Annotated in this window: 15 protein-coding genes; 9 read left to right on the top strand and 6 right to left on the bottom strand. The window is 33.7% G+C overall.

Annotated elements, in window-relative coordinates; translation table 11 throughout:
* Nucleotides 1-174: 174 nt before the first annotated feature.
* Nucleotides 175-510, bottom strand: a complete 336-nt coding sequence (locus tag K1X44_03925; GenBank protein MBX7146442.1) for a ferredoxin family protein — start codon at nt 508-510, stop codon at nt 175-177.
* A 186-nt stretch (nt 511-696) separates the two neighbouring features.
* Between K1X44_03925 and K1X44_03920 the strand changes: the two genes are divergently transcribed.
* On the top strand, nt 697-1488 hold the full coding sequence (locus K1X44_03920) for a DUF938 domain-containing protein (GenBank protein MBX7146441.1): 792 nt from the start codon (nt 697-699) through the stop codon (nt 1486-1488).
* A 19-nt stretch (nt 1489-1507) separates the two neighbouring features.
* On the opposite strand, the gene acnA is transcribed toward K1X44_03920, so the two are convergent.
* Complete coding sequence (acnA, locus tag K1X44_03915; GenBank protein MBX7146440.1) at nt 1508-4216, bottom strand: aconitate hydratase AcnA; 2709 nt, start codon at nt 4214-4216, stop codon at nt 1508-1510.
* A gap of 444 nt (nt 4217-4660) precedes the next feature.
* On the opposite strand from acnA, the gene ccmA reads away from it, so the two are divergent.
* From ccmA to K1X44_03875, 8 genes are all read left to right on the top strand, one after another.
* Nucleotides 4661-5308: a heme ABC exporter ATP-binding protein CcmA gene (gene ccmA, locus K1X44_03910; GenBank protein MBX7146439.1), complete on the top strand. Its 648-nt coding sequence runs from the start codon at nt 4661-4663 to the stop codon at nt 5306-5308.
* 4 nt (nt 5309-5312) lie between these two features.
* On the top strand, nt 5313-5972 hold the full coding sequence (ccmB, locus tag K1X44_03905) for a heme exporter protein CcmB (GenBank protein ID MBX7146438.1): 660 nt from the start codon (nt 5313-5315) through the stop codon (nt 5970-5972).
* Nucleotides 5973-5981: 9 nt separating this feature from the next.
* Nucleotides 5982-6698 carry a heme ABC transporter permease gene (locus tag K1X44_03900; GenBank protein MBX7146437.1) on the top strand — a complete coding sequence of 239 codons (717 nt, stop codon included), beginning with the start codon at nt 5982-5984 and terminating at the stop codon, nt 6696-6698.
* A 35-nt stretch (nt 6699-6733) separates the two neighbouring features.
* A complete protein-coding gene (gene murJ / locus K1X44_03895; GenBank protein ID MBX7146436.1) occupies nt 6734-8278 on the top strand; it encodes a murein biosynthesis integral membrane protein MurJ in 1545 nt (514 codons plus the stop codon).
* A 299-nt stretch (nt 8279-8577) separates the two neighbouring features.
* Entirely contained in the window at nt 8578-10305 is a 1728-nt protein-coding gene (gene kdpA / locus K1X44_03890; GenBank protein ID MBX7146435.1) for a potassium-transporting ATPase subunit KdpA, read from the top strand.
* Between the two features lie 27 nt (nt 10306-10332).
* Nucleotides 10333-12384, top strand: a complete 2052-nt coding sequence (gene kdpB, locus K1X44_03885) for a potassium-transporting ATPase subunit KdpB (protein MBX7146434.1) — start codon at nt 10333-10335, stop codon at nt 12382-12384.
* 11 nt (nt 12385-12395) lie between these two features.
* A complete protein-coding gene (gene kdpC, locus K1X44_03880) occupies nt 12396-12971 on the top strand; it encodes a potassium-transporting ATPase subunit KdpC (GenBank protein ID MBX7146433.1) in 576 nt (191 codons plus the stop codon).
* A complete protein-coding gene (locus tag K1X44_03875; protein ID MBX7146432.1) occupies nt 12971-15685 on the top strand; it encodes a sensor histidine kinase KdpD in 2715 nt (904 codons plus the stop codon). Before kdpC ends, K1X44_03875 begins: the two co-directional genes overlap by 1 nt.
* Here K1X44_03875 and xth read toward each other — a convergent pair whose 3' ends face one another.
* From xth to K1X44_03855, 4 genes are all read right to left on the bottom strand, one after another.
* Nucleotides 15686-16477 (bottom strand): exodeoxyribonuclease III, encoded by a 792-nt coding sequence (gene xth, locus K1X44_03870; GenBank protein MBX7146431.1) that lies wholly within the window; start codon nt 16475-16477, stop codon nt 15686-15688.
* Nucleotides 16478-16720: 243 nt separating this feature from the next.
* A complete protein-coding gene (locus tag K1X44_03865) occupies nt 16721-17470 on the bottom strand; it encodes a gamma-glutamyl-gamma-aminobutyrate hydrolase family protein (GenBank protein ID MBX7146430.1) in 750 nt (249 codons plus the stop codon).
* Between the two features lie 301 nt (nt 17471-17771).
* On the bottom strand, nt 17772-18449 hold the full coding sequence (locus tag K1X44_03860; GenBank protein ID MBX7146429.1) for an outer membrane lipoprotein carrier protein LolA: 678 nt from the start codon (nt 18447-18449) through the stop codon (nt 17772-17774).
* A gap of 24 nt (nt 18450-18473) precedes the next feature.
* Nucleotides 18474-20891: a DNA translocase FtsK 4TM domain-containing protein gene (locus K1X44_03855; protein MBX7146428.1), complete on the bottom strand. Its 2418-nt coding sequence runs from the start codon at nt 20889-20891 to the stop codon at nt 18474-18476.
* Nucleotides 20892-20971 lie beyond the last annotated feature (80 nt).

Genomic DNA, 20971 nt, shown 5'->3' with positions numbered 1-20971 from the left:
AGAAATTGAGTTGTAAAATTAAGAATTAGCTCTTTTGGTTTAATTCTTTAAGAATGATTCCTTAAAAAATTATTAAAATTACTATATATTAATTTCAAATAAAATACAATTTGAATCTAATAAAAATAGAGAAATTATTTTATTAATTTAAAAAAATCTTCAAATCTCAAAAAATTAAGGTTTTCCAGGGTTAGGGTCAAAAAATTTGTTAAATTTATCAGGCATACCTTTATATTCTTCGGCATCTGCGGGTGCTTGACCTTTTCTTGTAATATTGGGCCAGGTTTGGGCATATTTTCTATTCATTTCCAGCCATTTCTCGGCATTAGCCTCAGTATCTGGTAAAATGGCCTCGGCTGGACATTCAGGTTCACATACACCGCAATCAATACACTCATCTGGATGAATCACAAGCATGTTTTCACCGACGTAAAAGCAATCAACTGGGCAAACTTCAACGCAATCCATAAATTTACATTTAATGCATGATTCGGTTACGACATAAGACATTGAAAACAATCCTTGTATTATTAAATATTAGAGAAATTCTAATATTTAATATGTATTGGACTTTATTTATTAATGCAATAAATAAAAAGATAAAATATAAAGGATTTGATATACTAAATTTTAACGAATTAACTTTATAGTTAGCTACCGTTAAATTTAAATTTGAAGTAACATCATATTAACCTAATGATTAACAATAAAAAAATCGATATTACATCCGAAGACATTATAAACCGGCATGGATCTATAATTCTTAAAAGCTTGCAGCGAATAATCCCTGATCAAGGCATTTTACTAGAAATTGCAAGCGGTAATGGGGATTATGCCTTATCTTTTGCCTCCCATTTGAAATCTTTAATTTGGGTGCCAAGTAATTATGAATCTCATTATAAAAACATTATTTTTGAGCGAATAAAAAAAGCTGCAATTCTTAATTTACGCTTACCCATTGATATTGATATTCATCAACCTAGATGGCCCGCACAATTTTTTTCATCTTATTATAGTCATTTGATGGCTGATTTTTTGATGATGGATCATGAAGCTAGTCAAAAAATTCAGTTTGAAAAAGTAGAAGCAAATTTAGATGCGATTGTATTAATTAACATTGTCCAAAAAATGTCCTCTGCGTTAATCAAAATATTAATGCAGGGCATTTCTCATCTTTTAAAAGATAATGGGATTGTATATTTTTATGGACCTTTAAGGCTTAAGGGTCATCATATAGCGATTGAAAATATTGTTTTGGATCAAGCCTTACAAACACAAAACTCTGATTGGGGTATTAAAGACTTTCAAGAAATTATTACACTTGCAAACATGTATGATTTAAAATTAGAAAAATCTTATGAACATTTAGATAATAGTTTATCTTTTGTTTTGCGTCGTGCGTCTAGAAGAAAATCATTTATCCAAGAAAAAGGCTCCCATCTCTATTTACGTCAAAAAGAATCAAATAAATTTACGTCTAAAACATAGTGATTAAGACATAGTAATTTTAAGCGGCCTTTTTAATAAATTTTTTCAACACATAGGATAAGATGCCATTATGTTGATAATATTCAACTTCCTCTAATGTATTAATTTTGCATATTAATTTTATTTTTTCTATCTGGCCGTTTGTTCTTTTAATAATTAAATTAAGCTCTGCTCTTGGTTTACGGGTATTATTGACACCTATAATATCAAAAAATTCTGATCCATCTAAATGAAGTGAATCTTTTGTTATGTTGTCTGGAAATTGTAAAGGTAAAACCCCCATACCAATTAAATTGGAACGATGAATACGTTCAAAACTTTCTGCAATAACGGCTTTAACCCCTAAAAGAACGGTACCTTTGGCTGCCCAATCTCGTGAAGACCCAGTTCCATATTCTTTACCAGCTATAATAATTAATGGTGTTTGGGTTGATTGATAGAGCATAGAAGCATCATAAATGGACATAACTTTATTAGATGGTATATGGCGCGTCATTCCCCCTTCAATGCCAGGAACAATTTCATTACGTAATCTTATATTGGCGAAAGTCCCACGCATCATCACTTCATGATTTCCCCGCCGTGATCCATAAGAATTAAAATCTTCTATTTTTACTTTTTTATTTAAAAGATATAATCCTGCTGGACTATCTTTTTTAATTGAGCCTGCGGGGGAAATATGATCGGTTGTAACACTATTGCCTAAAAGCGCTAATAAACGTGCATTTTTAATATCTAAAGTTTTATTGGTAGGTGAGTGTTGATCCGTAAAATAGGGAGGGAGACGTACATAGGTAGAGTTTTTGTCCCAATCAAAGGTTTGGGTTTTAGGTGTTTTTATTTTTTTCCAAAAATCATCGCCGGCAAAAACGTTTTTATAGCGATCTCTGTACATTTTAGGGGTAATAATTTTTCTAATTGTTTGTTGAATTTCTTGTTGACTTGGCCAAATATCTTTTAAATAAATAGCTTTGCCTTTTTTATCATAACCCAAAGGATCTAGGGTAAGATCAATACGCATGGAGCCGGCCAGGGCATAAGCAACTACTAAAATTGGTGAAGTTAAATAATTAGCTTGGCTTAAAGGATTTATTCTTCCTTCAAAATTGCGGTTGCCGGAAAGTACAGAACATACAATAAGGTTATTTTTTACAATAGAATCTGTAATATCAGAAGATAAAGGGCCAGAATTGCCTATACAGGTTGTACACCCATATCCCACCAAATTAAATCCAAGTTTATCTAATTCTTTTTGTAAGCCTGATTTATTTAAATAATCGCTTACTACTTGGGATCCAGGTGCCAAAGAAGTTTTTACCCAAGATTTTGTTTTTAATCCTAGTTTATTGGCATTTTTTGCAAGCAATCCTGCTCCAACCATTACATTTGGGTTTGATGTATTTGTACAACTTGTAATTGCTGCGATCACCACATCCCCATCTTGTAAAGGGCGTGGATCTTGATAAAGAAGATCCTTAGAAATTTGGCTGGAAGATTTTAATAATCCTGTAAAATTTTGGGGGACAGCATCAAGAGAAACGCGGTCTTGGGGTCTTTTTGGTCCTGCTAAACTAGTTTTTATTTGTGAAAGGTCAATTTCTACAATGTCAGTAAAAATTGGATCAGCTGATTTTGTACTGTACCATAATCCTTGTTTTTTTGCGTAAGTTTCAACTAATGTAATTAAGGATGTGGGTCTTCCTGTTGCTTTTAAATATTTAATTGTTTCTTGATCAACCGGAAAAAACCCACATGTTGCCCCATATTCTGGCGCCATATTTGCAATGGTAGACCTATCTTCAAGAGTTAACATAGAAAGACCAGAGCCATAAAATTCAACAAACTTATTCACAACACCTTTTTTACGCAACGTTTCTGTAATAGTTAGAACAAGATCTGTAGCTGTAATGCCTTCTTTCAGAGTGCCAATTAATTTTACGCCTACAACTTCTGGAATGGTCATAGAAATAGGTTGCCCTAACATGGCTGCCTCGGCTTCAATACCACCTACACCCCAGCCAAGAACGGAAAGTCCATTTACCATGGTTGTATGACTATCTGTACCAACGACGCTATCAGGATAAATCAGATTTTGAATTTTATTATTTTGTTTTGTTTTTTCAAGCCACACAACTTTGGCCAAATATTCAATATTGACTTGATGGCAAATGCCGGTACCTGGTGGGACAACGCGAAAATTATTGAAAGCTGTTTGTCCCCATCTTAAAAATTCATAACGTTCTTTATTTCTTTGATATTCAAGGGCCACGTTTGCTTTAAACGCATCTTTATTACCAAAATAATCAACCATCACAGAATGATCAACGACGAGATCTACAGCAGAAAGGGGATTAATATTTTTTGTATTTCCACCTGCTGTTTTAACAGCATCCCGCATCGCTGCTAAATCCACAATGGCCGGAACACCTGTAAAATCCTGCATTAAAACACGTGCAGGTGAAAAATTAATTTCATGTGTGGATGTTTTTTTGCCAAGCCATGTTTTAAAAGCTTTAATATCTTTAATAGAAACAGTTTGGCCATCTTCATGTCTTAAAAGATTTTCTAAAAGAATCTTTAAAGAACATGGCAATCTGGAGAAATCACCTAAAGGAGTTTTTTTGAGAGCGTCAATACTATAATATGTATAAGAAATGTTATTTATTTTTAAGGGAAGGCGGGTTTTTAAACTATTGATATTGGATGGCACTTTATTCTCCACATGCATGGAATCTTATATTCTTAAGTATATAGTATCATATTTTACAAATTGTGAAGATGTATTTTAGAAAATTTTTAAAGAGAAAAATGAATAAAGTCACAATTTTGCCATTATTCAGACGTAATAATACCTTATATTAATTTCATATTTAATAATATTAGGCAAATATAATTGTGCCCTCATACCGGTTCAGTCCAGCATATCTTCATAAGTGGGCGCCCTCCCCTTAAGCTGGATTTTAAGATATAATAATCTTCCATAACCGGATTTGCCTAATATCAACCCACTGTGTTCCTAATCCCTATCTCCCCATCCCAAACACAGTGGGTATTTTTATTTCTGGGGGTATTTTTATTTCTGGGACATATTTATATCCTGGCTTTTTTCCGTAAAACACGCATATAAATAGATATATTTTCTATTCTGATTACATCAAGATAGAATAGGGGTATGTACATTGTCCAACAGAATATTTGTGCTATGTTTTATAATTCTCATAACAAATTAGACATATGTCATGCAACATGTATGCGGCATGATCGCTTTATTATTCGCGATTTGAATTTATCTTTAAATCCAAGTTCTATTCTTGTTATTTCTGGTAAAAATGGAAGTGGTAAAAGCACGTTGCTTAAAAACCTAATGGGGCTTAGAAAATGGAATAAAGGTAAAGTAAATTGGAATGGGCGAAATATTTCCAAAGATAAAAATAATTTTTATAAAGATGTCATTTATTTGGGTCATAAAAATGCTCTTAATTCAGATTTAACTGTAAGCCAGCATATAAAATATTGGCAATTACTTAATCTACAAAATAATTCTATAAAAGATAGTTTAGATTCTTGGAATTTGTTGTCGATGGCTGATAAACCAAGTAAATTTTTATCAAAAGGCCAAGCCAGACGTCTTGCTTTATTAAGATTTGTTGTATCTAAGGCACCTTTATGGGTTTTAGATGAACCTACAGACAATTTAGATCGCGATGGTATGGATTTATTTTTGCATTTATTAAATAAGCATCGTCAAAAACAAGGAATTATTATTATGGCCATGCATCAAGAATTATCTTTAGATAATGTCATTCACTTAACCCTTTAATTTAATGATTAAGCAACTTTTAAAACATGAAATTAATTTAATTTTGTATCATGGTCATGATATTGGGTTAGTTTTGCTCTTTTTTCTTCTTTCAACTTTTATTTTCCCTTTTACACTTTCTACGGATCAACTAGGGTCTTTAAATAGCTCTGGTGGGTTTATATGGTGTATGGTTCTTTTTTCGATGCTTTTGTCTTTTGGTCGTCTATTTATTTTTGATTACCATAGTGGTGAATTAGAACAATATGCACTTTTACCCATATCATTTGAATGGGTTGTGTTTATTAAAATATTTTGTCATTGGTTTTCTGTGGGATTACCTTTAATACTCCTAAGTCCTTTGATAGCTTTTTTTCTTCATATGCCAATAGATGGCGTACAAATTCTTTTGCTTACCTTATTACTTGGTACGCCAACATTAAGTTTACTCGGAAGTTTTGGTGCAGCCCTTGTTTTAGATACAAGATCATCAAATTTATTATTGTTTTTAATCTTGTTGCCTTTTTATATTCCAGTCCTTATTTTTTCTGTAAGTGCGGTTGATGCTGCTTTAACCCATCATTCACCATGGAGCCATATAGCACTTTTAATTGCACTATTATGTATTGCTTTAGCTATTATACCCTTTGCAACGACAATTGCCTTGCGGGATAGTTTGGAATAAGAGATTTTGATGCATTTTATGTACAATCCTAAATATGTTTTAAAACTATGTGATAAAATTTATCCTTATAGTTTAGGATTATCTTTGGTGACATTTATCTTGGGCTTATATGGGGCTTTAATCATATCACCCCCAGATTATCAACAAGGGGAAGCCGTGCGGTTAATGTATATACATGTACCAGCTGCTTGGTTATCTATTTTCGTTTATTGTTTTATTGCATGTGCGGGGGCAGCTTTTTTAATATGGCGTTATTCTCTATCCCCTCTTATAATCCAAGCCGCAGCTCCCCTTGGGACAGTCTATACATTACTTGCCCTTTTTTCAGGTGCTTTTTGGGGTAAACCTATGTGGGGTACATGGTGGGTTTGGGATGCACGTCTTACATCCTTTCTTTTTTTACTATTTATTTATTTAGGGCTTATTTTTTTAAGTAAAGCTTTTAATAATCAAGAACGAGCGGCAAAATCTCTATCTATTCTAGCTGTTGTAGGGGCTATAAACGTCCCAATTATCAAATTTTCCGTAGATTGGTGGCATACGTTACATCAACCTTCAAGCATTTTGCGATGGGGTGGTCCTTCTATTGACCCCGCGATGATATGGCCTTTACTAACTATGATTTTGGCCTTTACATTTTTCTTTTTTACAACATTAATTCTTGGGCTTAAAACAAAAATTTTAAAACGTAAAATTGAAAACTATCAGGATCATCAATATGAATAGTTTTAATAGAGCCCATGGGTAATGTTGAGTAAAAAATGACTTTTGTTCGTTCGGTATTAACAGTTGGTTCTTGGACATTAATTAGCAGAATTCTTGGCTTTATTCGTGATATTTTAATGGCAAGTGTTTTAGGTACGGGTTGGATTGCAGATGCTTTTTTTGTTTCCCAAAGATTTCCTAATCTGTTTCGGAGTTTATTTGCTGAAGGTGCATTTAACTCATCATTTATTCCAATTTTCTCAAAATTTTTAGAACAAGAAAATCTTCGCTCTGCACAGCGCTTTGCCGAAGAGGTTTTAGCAATTATGGTCGCATTTTTATTGGGGTTAACCATTTTAATGCAAATTTTTATGCCGTGGGTGATGGGTATTTTGGCTCCTGGATTTTCCCAAAATGCTGTTCAATATGATTTAGCTGTAAAGCTTACCCAAATTACATTTCCTTATCTTCTTTTTATTTCACTTACAGCTTTACAGGGTGGTATTTTAAATGCACTTCATCATTATGTTCATGCAGCTGCGGCACCTATTTTGTTGAATATAATTATGATTATAGCTCTTGCAGGAATTATTCCTTTATTTGGGTGGCCTGCCTATGTTTTAGCCTGGTCTGTTTCGCTCTCTGGGATTGGGCAATTTATTTGGATGGCTTTGGCCTGTCGTCACGTGAATATTTCTTTAAAATTACGTTTCCCCCATTTAACAAAGGCAGTTCGCCAATTGTTTAAGCTTATGATACCTGGGGTTATTGGGGCAGGGGCTATGCAAATTAACGTTATGGTTGGGACGATGATTGCCTCATTGAATGCAGGGGCTGTATCTTATCTTTATTATGCGGATAGAATTTATCAATTACCTCTTGCTATTGTTGGGACAGCAATTGGTGTTGTCTTATTGCCCGAGCTTAGCAGAGATCTTGCTGCCCAGCGTATAGAAAAGGCAATGACGACATTGAATAGATCTGTTGAAATGGCTTTAATTTTTACAGTCCCTGCTGCCATTGCTTTTCTTGTTATTCCCCACCAAATCATTTATGTTCTTTTTGAACGAGGTGCTTTTAGCACGCTTGCAACAGAATCTACATCTTTAGCCTTAATGGCTTATTCAATTGGTTTACCAGCTTATGTATTGGTTAAAGTATTAACCCCACTTTTTTTTGCGCGCCATGATACGAAAACACCCTTTCGTTTTGCAATGATAAGTTTGATAAGTAATATTTTATTTAGTTTAATATTTTATCATTTTATTGGATTTATTGGTATAGCTTTGGCAACATCATTGGCATCTTTAATTAATGTCATTTTACTAATTTATCAATCTATCAAACACCGTTATTGGATTGTTGACAAACAATTTATTTGGTCGTTACCAAAATTATTGGCGTGTGGTACGATCATGGGCTTAGGTCTTTGGTTTGTGGGTTATGTTTTTGTATTAGATAATCAAATAGGATTATTGGGTAAAATTTTATATCTTTGTATTTTAATTATGACAGGTTTTGTTTTATTTATAGGATTTGCCTTACTTGTTAAATTAATTAGATATAAAGATTTCATAAAAATGTTAAAACGTACAAAATAATTTTCTTTGTATATTTTTATTTTTGCTGTATAGTTTAAGAATAGTTTCAAAAGTTGGGCACTATAGAAATCAATATTTATGGATATTATATTATTAACATTGGCTGTTATACTTTTTTTTAGTATGGCTATTTATGCGGATTTTTGTTCAAAACTTTAAGAGTTATGTATAACATGGGCTTTGATTTTATTTTAGGTGGGCTGTTTGCTGTATTTGTTTTAATTTTTATTACGATTACTCTTATATGGCCAGAAAAATTTTAACTCTTCTCATAAAAATTTCAAAATAAAAATCATATCATGATTATGAATGATATTATCCAAGTTATTTTTTTCTTTTTGATTATAATCTTTTTGACCAAACCCTTGGGATATTACATGACCCAGGTATTTTCAGGTCAGACCACTATTTTTAGTTTTATTCTTAACCCTATTGAGAAAATAATATATCGGTTGATTGGCATTGATCCTAAACAAAATCAACATTGGTTAATTTATGCATTTTCTTTAATTATTTTTAACTTGATAGGATTCTTAACTTTATTTTCAATTTTAAGGTTTCAAGATTTATTACCTTATAATCTGCACCATCTTCCTGCTTTAAATGCATCGCTTGCTTTTAATACAGCTTTGAGTTTCATTACCAATACAAATTGGCAAAATTATGTAGGTGAAAAAGAACTTAGTTATTTCTCCCAAATGGTTGGATTGACTGTACAAAATTTTTTATCTGCGGCGACGGGTATTACAGTTGCCATTGCTTTAATTCGTGGATTTTCTCAGGAATTATCTTCGACGATAGGAAATTTTTGGGTTGATTTAACGCGTTGTATTTTATATGTGCTTTTACCGATAAGCTTTATGATGGCTTTCATTTTCATTACCCAGGGTGTTCCTCAGAATTTTCTTCCAGCAGTTGAAGTGACCACTTTAGAAAATTCACAACAAATTATTTCCCAAGGCCCAGTTGCCTCCCAGCTTGCAATTAAAATGTTAGGGACGAATGGAGGGGGATTTTTTAACGTAAATTCTGCTCATCCTTATGAAAATCCTAATGCTTTAACTAATTTTCTAGAGCTTATTCTTATGGTTGTTTTGGGGGCTGCGTTGACTAATGTGTTTGGGCGCATGACAGGAAACCAAAAGCAAGGTTGGGTAATATTTATAACTATGGGTATATTATTTTTGGGTTCTTTTGCTTTAAACTATAGTGCCGAAATTCAACCTAATCCTATTGTTAAGGATTTTTTAGATCAGCATAATATCCCATCAAAAAATATGCACAGTAATATGGAAGGAAAAGAAGTTCGTTTTGGCATTTTGGGCTCCACCCTTTTTTCAACCGCAACAACCGCAACATCAACCGGAGCCACCAATTCTCTTCATACAAGTTTTATGCCCCTAACCGGCTTCATATTGTTTGTAAATATGTTGGTGGGTGAAGTCATTTTTGGAGGTGTTGGGTCAGGATTTTATGGCATGATATTGTTTGTCGTTTTATCAGTTTTTGTAGCTGGTTTAATGATAGGAAGAACGCCAGAATATATTGGTAAAAAAATTGAAGCCAAAGAAATGAAAATGACAATTCTAGCTTTGCTGGTAAGTTCTTTAATACTTCTATGTTTTACAGCATTGGCTTCTGTCACCTCTCAGGGATTAGCTGCAATTTATAATAAAGGACCCCATGGGTTCAGCGAAATTCTTTATCTTTTTACGTCTAGTGTTAACAATAATGGAAGTGCGTTTACAGGAATATCCAGCAATTCAGATTTTTATAATATTTTGGGTGGGATAGCTATGTTTTTGGGAAGATATACAGTAATTATTCCAATGTTATCAATTGCGGGTTCTTTGGCAAAAAAGAAAAGAAATCAATCATCATCCGGTACATTACAGACAGATCAACCTCTTTTTATTGGATTATTAATTGGAATTATTCTTATCGTTGGTGGATTAACTTATTTACCTGCTTTAACTTTGGGGCCTATTACAGATCATTTAATGATGTTAAATCATAAAAATTTCTAATATTTAATAGAAATCGAAAGAAATTTCATGTCTTCACATTCTCACAATTTATTGTTGAATAAAAAAATATTTTTTCAAGCTTTAGCTGGAATGTTTTATAAGCTTAATCCTTTTACATTATGGCGTAATCCAATCATATTTATTGTTGAAATTATGGCGTTTGTTGCAACAATTCTTTGTATCAAAGATATCGTTGGTGGATATGCACATATTTCTTTTGAACTTCAATTAATTTTCTGGTTATGGGTTACAGTATTATGCGCAAATTTTGCAGAAGCGATTGCAGAAGGCCGGGGTAAAGCACAAGCCGATAGTTTAAGACAAGCACGCACGCAAATTAATGCCAAAAAATTAACCAATCTTGAGGATGATATTTACACAACAATTCCTGCTTTAGATCTTAGGGTTGGGGATATTGTTCGGGTTGATGCGGGCGATTTTATTCCCAGTGATGGTGAAATTTTATCGGGTGTTGCCTCAGTTGATGAATCGGCTATCACTGGGGAATCGGCACCTGTTATTCGGGAAAGTGGCGGGGACAGATCAGCTGTTACAGGCGGGACGCGTGTTTTATCTGATTGGATTAAAATACGTATTACACGTAATCCAGGTACAACTTTTTTAGATCAGATGATTAGTATGGTTGAAGGTGCAAAACGACAAAAAACCCCAAATGAAATTGCTCTTAATATTCTTCTTTCTGGCATGACACTTATTTTTACAATTGTATGTGTGACCTTACCATTTTTTGTAATTTATGCTCAGGGTGAAATATCTGTTTTAGTTATTTTTGCTCTTTTTATTACGTTAATTCCAACGACGATTGGATCCTTATTATCAGCAATTGGTATTGCGGGTATGGATCGTTTAATAAAATTTAATGTTATTGCAACATCAGGTCGTGCTGTCGAAGCTGCAGGAGATGTTGATACATTGTTGCTTGATAAAACAGGGACGATTACGCTTGGGAATAGATTAGCCTCTGCTTTTTTACCTGTTGCAGGAATTTCAGAAGAAAATTTAGCCGATGCTGCCCAGCTTGCTTCTTTAAGTGATGAAACACCAGAAGGTAGATCCATTGTTATTTTAGCTAAAGAAAAGCATGGATTGCGCGGAAGAGAAATTGCGCCCATGAATGCCAAATTTATACCTTTTTCTGCTCACTCCCGAATGAGCGGAGTTGATATAGATGGACATAGTATAAGAAAGGGCGCGGTTGATGCAATTATAAATTTTATTCAAGGAACTGATTCCAAAAAACTACTATTTCAAGAATTAGAGCAAATAGCGGAGAAAATCGCAAGGACCGGTGGAACCCCTTTAGCGGTTGTCAAAGATAAAACTATTTTGGGTATAGTTCATTTAAAAGATGTTGTAAAAGGTGGTATTAGAGAACGTTTTGCTGAATTACGACGGATAGGTATTAAAACCGTCATGATTACAGGGGATAATCCTTTAACGGCAGCTGCTATTGCAGCAGAAGCTGGGGTGGATGATTTTTTAGCTCAAGCTACGCCTGAAACTAAATTGAAACTTATTCGTGATGAACAGGCTAAAGGTAAATTGGTGGCTATGTGTGGGGATGGTACGAATGATGCACCAGCCCTTGCGCAGGCTGATGTAGGGGTTGCTATGCAAACGGGAACCCAAGCAGCACGAGAAGCTGGGAATATGGTTGATCTTGATAGCAACCCAACGAAATTAATTGAAATTGTCATGATTGGTAAACAATTACTTATGACCAGGGGGGCTTTAACAACTTTTTCTATTACCAATGATATTGCCAAATATTTTGCTATAATACCCGCCCTATTTATTGGGTTTTATCCTGAATTAAAAATTCTTAATATTATGCATTTATCAACGCCTGAAAGTGCAATTTTATCTGCTGTTATTTTCAATGCTTTGATTATAATTTTTCTTATACCTTTGGCTTTACGTGGTGTGCGTTATACACCAAGAACAGCTAATCAATTATTACGACGTAATTTAATTATTTATGGGTTGGGTGGAATTATAGTTCCTTTTATTGGTATCAAATTAATTGATGTTTTAATTTCCTCCTTGTCCTTTTTATAAGAGATTAATTTATGCAACAACAATTAAGACCCGCAATTTTTTCTGTAATCCTTTTTACTTTGATCTTAGGAATTGCCTACCCTTTTTCGATAACATGGCTTGCCCAAATTATTATGCCGTATCAAGCTAATGGAAGTTTTGTTGTTTATAACAATAAAAAAGTTGGGTCTCTTCTCATTGGACAATCTTTTAAATCACCCTCATATTTTCATGGTAGGCCATCGGCTAGTAAGTATGATGCGGGTAATTCAACTGGCGCAAATCTCGCGCAAACAAATAAAAATTTATTGAAAAATTTAGAAGAAAATTTATCATTCTTGCCAGCGAATGGAAAACAACTTATAGCTTTGGATTTATTATTTACATCGGCCAGTGGACTTGACCCTCATATTACACCTGCTGCGGCTGAATATCAAATTGCAAGTGTTGCCAAAGCTCGTTTTATGAAGGAAAGTGAACTTAGAAAAATTGTTATGACCTATACAAAATCAAGATTTTTAAATTTTCTAGGTGAACCAACAATTAATGTTTTAGAATTAAATCTTGCTTTAGACAATTTAGCAAAAGAAACAGAATCTAAAAAATAATGGATTCAATTTTAGATAATACAAAACGACCATCACCCGAAGCGCTTCTCGAAAAAGCTGAAGAAGAACATCGTGGGCGTCTTAAGGTTTTTTTGGGGGCAGCCCCTGGTGTTGGAAAAACGTATGAGATGTTAGAAGTCGCACGTGTTAAAAAACAACAAGGTATAGATGTTGTTATTGGGATTGTTGAAACCCATGGTAGACGTGAAACACAATCCTTGCTTCAGGGATTAGAAATTATTCCACGTAAACAAGTTCATTATAAAAACCGGGTTTTAGAAGAAATGGATTTAGATGCTATTTTAATAAGAAAACCAGCCCTCGTTCTTGTTGATGAACTTGCCCATACTAATGCTCCAACCAGTAGACATCCCAAACGTTATATGGATGTCGAAGAAATTCTTGCAGCGGGAATAGATGTATATACAACGCTTAATATACAGCATCTTGAAAGTTTAAATGATGTTGTTGCACAAATCACAAGTATCAGGGTACGTGAAACATTACCTGATAGTGTTATTGATCGCGCAGATGAAATAGAATTAATTGATTTAACATCTAAAGATTTAATTCAACGCCTTAAAGAAGGTAAAGTGTATGTTGCTGATCAAGCGCAACGAGCATTAAAAAATTATTTTACCGAGGGTAATTTAACAGCCCTTCGTGAATTAGCATTACGTCGCACGGCACAACGTGTTGATGATCAAATGCTTCATTATATGCAAGCTCATGCGATCAGCGGACCTTGGTCGGCAGGGGAAAGGGTTTTGGTTTGTGTCAGTGAAAATCCCAATGTTGTTGATCTTGTCCGATATGCGCGTCGTATGGCTGATCGGTTACAAGCTAAATGGACTTCCATATATGTTGAAACACAGCGGTATCATACGTTAAATGAGCAAACGCGGGATCGAATTGCTGAAGCTCTTAATTTAAGTGAACAATTAGGGGCAGATGCAGTTACAATACCTGGACGAAATATTGCAACAGATCTTATTGATTATGCAAAACGGCATAATATTACCCAGATTATTATAGGAAAATCAGAACGCTCCAGATGGTTTGAAATATTACATGGATCAGTTGTCCATGATTTAGTTAGAAAAGCTGGTAATATAGGGGTACATGTGGTTGCTGGTAATTCCGATGTGTTACAAGAAAAAGTGAAAAATGATACAGCTCCAATTCATGAAACAGAATATGAGACAAGTATTGTATCGGCTTATTTTTATAGTAGTTTAACTGTTCTGGCTGCTTTATCTGTAGGGTTAGTCATTAATAATGTTATTAACATTCCCAATATTTCTATGATTTTTTTAGCAGCTGTACTTTTCAGTGCCTTGCGTTATGGATTATGGCCATCTTTGTGGGCATCGGTTTTAAGCGTTTTTTCATATAGTTATTTTTTCTTACAACCTCTTTATGTTTTATCTATTGCCAAACCATCAAATATTGTAGCCCTGGTATTTTTTCTTATAGTTGCTATTTTAACAAGTAATTTAACAGTTAGCCTGCGTAGTCAAGTTAGAATTGCCCGTGGTCGAGCCAACGAAACAGCAGAATTATATAATTTTAGTAAAAAACTTGCGGCTATTGGTAGTATTGATGATTTACTATGGGCTGCTGCTTATCAGATTGCAAATATGCTTAAAGTTAAAGTTGTTTTACTTTTATCTGAAGGGGATGATCTTTTAATTAAAGTAGGATATCCACCAGAAGATCAATTAGACGATACAGATATGGCAGCTGCTAAATGGGCATGGCATAATGAATTGGCTGCAGGTAATGGTGCAGATACTTTACCTGGGGCAAAAAGATTATTTTTACCTTTAAAAACAGAACGTGGATCTTTAGGCGTAATTGGAATTCATAAGGAGGAAAATAGCACTGGTCCTTTATTAAGTCCAGATGGGCGTAGATTATTAGATGCGATTCTTGGACAAACAGCTATTGCTCTGGAACGTATTCATCTGGTTGAAGATAGTGATCAAGCAAGATTTTTAACAGAAGCAGGCAGACAATTAAGTATTTTATTACGTGCTGTGGCTAAAGATTTAAAATCAATGACACAACTTTTTACAAATGCTATCACAACCATGGAGCAAGGGAAGGGTAAAGATGCTCTTTCAAATAAAAATCTATTATCTTTAAATGAGATCAAAAATAAAAATCATCAGATTAAATGGTTTATTGAAAATATATATGATCTTAAGAAACTAGATGAAAATCAAATTACTGTAGAACCTTTAACAATAAATTTTGAAAATTTTGTAACAGAACTTTATAAACAAATTGAAGAAATTTTACCCTATCATAAAATAGATTTACAGTCAGATATAGACAGACAAGAATTTTCTTTTGATGGTATTTTATTAAAAAAAATTCTCTACAATATATTTTTTATTATTGCCCAAGAAACACCTGTTGAGACAAAGGTATTTATTCATTTCTTTATAGAACAAAAATATATATATATTGAAATAAAGGATGAAGGACCAAGCGTTTTACCCGAAGAATTAGAACGATTTAGAAAAAAATTTCATGAACCACTTTTTCGAAAATCATCGGCAAGTTTTGGATTAGGTCTTTATTTATGTTGTCGTTTTATACAAATTCTTGATGGCACAATATCTGTAATGAATCGGGAAGATCAATCTGGGTCCATTTTTAATTTAAAAGTACCAATTTCTTTATCCCAAGATCAAAGTGACTTTTGATTAGATTTTTAAATCTACCAGAACAGGAACATGATCTGAAGGTGTGTCCCATCCACGTATTTCTTTAAGAATATCGCCTTTATTTAGAAAAGAAGATAAATTTGGTGTTACCCAAATATGGTCAAGACGTCTTCCTCGATTGCTTTTTAACCAATCTTGGGCGCGATAACTCCACCAACTATATAGTTTTTGATCAGCAGGAACAAAATGTCTTAATGTATCAACCCAATTCAACGTTTTTTTTAATTTATTTAATTTCTCTATTTCGATTGCAGTATGACTTACCACATTCATAAGTTGTGTATGAGACCAAACATCAGTTGCCAGGGGTGCGATATTAAGATCACCGACCAGAATCATTTTGTTTGTAGATTTTTTTTGTTTGGTAAAGAAATCTGTCATTTCATCAACAAATTGTAATTTGTGGGCAAATTTTGGACTTTGAATAGGGTCCGGAATATCCCCTCCTGCAGGAACATAAAAATTGTGAATCTCTAAATTATTATGAAGTTGAATGGCCAAATGGCGACAATCTTCTTTTTTACACCATAAAGGTGAAGAAATTATTTTAAAGGGTATACGGGATAAAATCGCGACCCCATTATAACTTTTCATACCCCGTATTGAAAGATAAGGATACCCAAGCTCTTGTAAAGCTTCTTTGGGGAAGGTTTCATCCTGGGTTTTTGTTTCTTGAAAACAAATAACATCTGGTGACCAGTTTTTAATAAATTTTTTGACGAGATTTATTCGTAATCTGATGGAATTAATATTCCAGGTAGCTACGCGCACTTTTATTCTCCTTATAGGCTTGATCATAAATATTTTAGAGATAGGAGCGCAAGCTTATAATTGAGTGAACGCCCAACCAGGGGGTGATTGGGCGTTCCAGTTCCTAATCGGAGCCTTTCGTGGTAGGGGAGAACCACTTAGGCGGTCGACGCTCTTGCAGCATTCGATCACTGATATTAATGAAATGGGTATTTGATAGATTTATTTCAACATTATTCCTGAAATATTTTCTTTTTTTTCTAATTAACGGTTCTTATTTTGAGCATAATCTGCCACAGCTTGACCAAAAGCTTCAAAAATAGCTTTTGAAATAAAATTAGTCATAACATCATATTCTGGGTGCCATTGAACACCTAAGGCAAAATTATGCGCATCTTTAACCCGTACAGCTTCAATAATTCCATCTGGGGCAATAGCTTCGATAGATAGTCGATCAGCTAGGCGATCAATACCTTGCCAATGAAGGGAGTTAACTTTAATCTCATCTTTACCTATTAACCTATGTAATAGACCATTTTCTGTTAATTTTACCATATGTTTTGGAGCATAACGTTCATCATAAGATAAATCCGGATTTTCTCGGTGATCCATTTTATTTGAATTTAGGTGTATTTGCTGAAATAAACTTCCACCCAAAGCGACATTTAATTCTTGGATACCCCGACAAATACATAGGATAGGTAATCCTGAATCAAGAGCACATTGAATCAAAGGTATTGTTGTGGCATCACGGTCAGGATCCTGCGGGCTATCAGGTCGGTCTTGAGGGCCATTATATAATTTTGCATTGACGTTCGAAGCACTGCCGGTCAGCATAAGACCATCAAGATTACGAATTAAATCTTTAAAATTATGACATTCACCTAAAGCAGGAATAATAAAAGGTCTAGCATGGGTGCCATTAATTATTGCTTTTAAATATTTATCACCAACAGAATGAAAAGGAAGTTGATTAATGTATTTAATACAGGCAGGGATACCTATAACAGGCATAGTAGAAGTTAAATGAGAAGAGGATGTCGTCATTATCAGTTTTCTTACATAAGATTATAATTTTAGTATAAAAAAATAAATTAAAAAAGAATCAACAAGGATAAATGTATTCTTGTTAAACTTTTATTTTATAATTTTTATTTAATAAATAATCGTACCATAAATTATAGAATAATGAATAGTTTTTCTTAAAAAGAAGTTTATTTATATAAACGAAATCAGATAAAATTTAAAAGGGATGAGTATCAATCAGATAATCATCCCTTACTTGCGTATATTTTTTGCTAACTAAAAATTAAGGTTAATTTCTTTTTCTTCCCGATTTCTTTTCTGGTCGTTCAAATAAACTATCTGGCAATTCACTACCTATACTTGATCCAAACAATCCTACCCGGGTTTCTTTGCCATTAGGATCAACGATAGCCCATTGTTTTAATTCCAATGGTTTGTCTGAAAATATTAATTCAACAGATCCTGCATCAGGTTCTTTGGTTTGATAAAGAGCAATGCGTAGCGCACCAGGTGCTCTTTCTATAGCAGTTATGGTAACATCTTTGGTAAGACTTACGGGATCACGTACTAAAAACCATGCCGGTGTTGATGACAGGGGTGCTTGGCTTAATTCATCTATTTCTCTATCGTAATAACTTACCAAAGATCCGTCTGCAATCAACACAACGGCAGAGGGTGGTTCATATTCAACGCGCATACGTCCAGGTCTTTTAATATAGATAGTACCAAACGCAATTCCAGAATCTGGTGAATATTGTTGAAATCTTGCCTTAAGAGTTTGGATTTGATTCATATAATCTTCGACCCTTGTAATATCATCAAGATCTTTGGGGGTAAGATTAATAGAAGGGGGTGGGGAAGCTGCTGAAACTGTACCATTAAAACTTAGTACCATTAAACATATAAATGATACATTTATAAGATAGAAAAAATTAAAAGATTTATTTGTAAATTTGAATAGGGTCATTTCTTTACTCTTAACATTAAATAATTATTTATTTAAAACTTCTCTTTTTCCAACATGATTTGCCGCACTTACTATACCTGCTTTTTCCATTTTCTCAATAATACGTGCTGCACGATTATAACCTATTTGTAGGTGACGCTGGATAAAACTTGTAGATGCTTTCCCTTCTCTATAAACAAGATCAACGGCACGGTTATAAAATTCATCTTCCTGACCGTTATTTTCATCATTGAAAGAAGCAAGATCATCTTTTTCTTGGGTGATTTCTTCAATATATTTTGGTTCTCCTTGATTTTTTAGGAAATAGACAATTTTTTCCACCTCTAAGTCTGTAACAAAGGGTCCATGTATTCTGGTAATACGCCCCCCTTGGGCCATATAAAGCATATCACCTTGTCCCAGAAGTTGTTCGGCACCCATTTCACCCAAAATTGTTCGACTATCAATTTTTGATGTGACATGAAAACTAATACGTGTGGGAAAATTTGCTTTGATTGTTCCTGTGATCACATCAACTGAAGGACGTTGGGTTGCCATAATAATGTGGATCCCTGCTGCCCTGGCCATTTGGGCTAAACGTTGAATAGCAGATTCAATCTCTTTTCCAGCAACCAACATTAAATCGGCCATTTCATCAACAACCACAACAATAAAAGGCAAAACCGTTAAATCAAATACTTCTTCTTCATAAATTGGATTACCCGTTTCTGGGTCAAATCCCACTTGTATTTTGCGATTTAAAGTTTCCCCTTTTTTCTGGGCATCTGTAATTCTTTGATTGTATCCTTCGATATTGCGTACGCCCAATTTTGACATAGCTCTATAACGATTTTCCATTTCTCTTACGGTCCATTTCAAAGCAACGATAGCTTTACGTGGATCTGTCACGACAGGAGATAATAAATGAGGAATACCATCATAAACTGATAGTTCTAACATCTTAGGATCTATCATGATAAATTTGCATTCATCGGGGGATAGGCGAAATAAAAGGGATAAAATCATGGTATTTACCGCAACTGATTTCCCAGATCCTGTTGTTCCTGCAATAAGAAGATGAGGCATGCGCGCAAGATCAACAATGACAGGAACACCCCCGATATCTTTACCTAAAGCCAAGGCAAGTTGATTGGTAGTTTTTTGGTAAGCTGGAGTTTCTAAAAGTTGCCGTAAAGAAACTTTTTCACGTTTTTGATTAGGAAGTTCTATACCAATAACATTCCTTCCAGCAATAACAGCTATGCGCACAGAAACAGCGCTCATGGAACGGGCAACATCATCTGAAAGATTAATAATACGGCTTGTTTTTGTACCTGGGGAAGGTTCTAATTCATAAAGGGTAATAACTGGTCCTGGGCGAACATTGACAACTTTTCCTTTAATTCCAAAATCATCTAAAACAGTTTCAAGTAACCGTGCGTTATTTTCCAAAGCTTCTTCATCATAAACTATATCTTCATTACGAGAATAAAAATCATCAAGCAAATCAATAGGAGGAATATAATAAGAAGATTTTTCATCAAAATTTAATTTTGATTGTTTTAATTTTGGTTTGGATTTTGAAGGTGATTTTGTTTTCGGTACATAAACGTCATCATATTCTTGAGATATCATATTTTTTTCAATAGATTCTAAAGGATCTTTCTTTTTTTTAAGAAATTTTTCAGTAAATGAAGACGTTTTTTTAATTTCTTTTTGTTTTATTGGAATAGCTTTTTCAACATAATTATAAGTATCGATTTCTGGGTCCTTTATTTTTCTTAATAAAAATAGCTTTAAAAATGATCTATATATAAATCTAACTAAATTTAAAAATAGCTTGGCAATAATACGTAAATATAGAAAACTTTTTTGATAAAAACCCCAAGGTATAGAAGAACTATAAAGAAGAAGGATGATCCCCAAAATTAAACTTATACTTGTTAATAAAAATTGATTGCCATTTAAATAGACTAAAATTAAAGGTGATACATATTGATGAATGAGCCACCCTAAACATCCACCTTCTCCACATCCTAATTGTGCTAACCATGAACTTTTAATATTAAGTTCAGTTAATCCCAAAGAAAAACACGCAAGTCCCAAAGGAATTAAAGAAATTTTAACCCAAAACCATGAAATTTTTTGATGTAAAATAATTTTCCATCCCCAAGCTAAAAGGATGATGCAGAAAAATATTCCACCCAACCCTATAGATTGAAGAATAACATCAGCAAGTATTGCGCCAGGTGGACCTATAAAATTTTTTATAAGGCTAGCTGTAGCTGTTCGATTAAGTGAAGGATCATCGGATTGAAAACTGAAAAGAGCAATGAGGGTAAGCAAACTTGCTATAATAATTAATAAAGCAAAACCTTCAATAATCTTATCATAAATAATTTTTTGGGTTGCTATATTAACAAAAGCAGCATTAGAACGATTTTTAATAATTTTTTGATTCATAATCGGTAAAGTTGAGTAAGTAATAAGATTCTAGTATAAATTACAAGGATATAGGCAAACAACTAGTTTTTTTAAAACGA

Source organism: Alphaproteobacteria bacterium, assembly GCA_019695395.1.
Taxonomy (GTDB): domain Bacteria; phylum Pseudomonadota; class Alphaproteobacteria; order JAEUKQ01; family JAIBAD01; genus JAIBAD01.
Note: the sequence above shows the minus strand (reverse complement) of the source record. Positions and strands in the feature narration are given on the sequence as shown.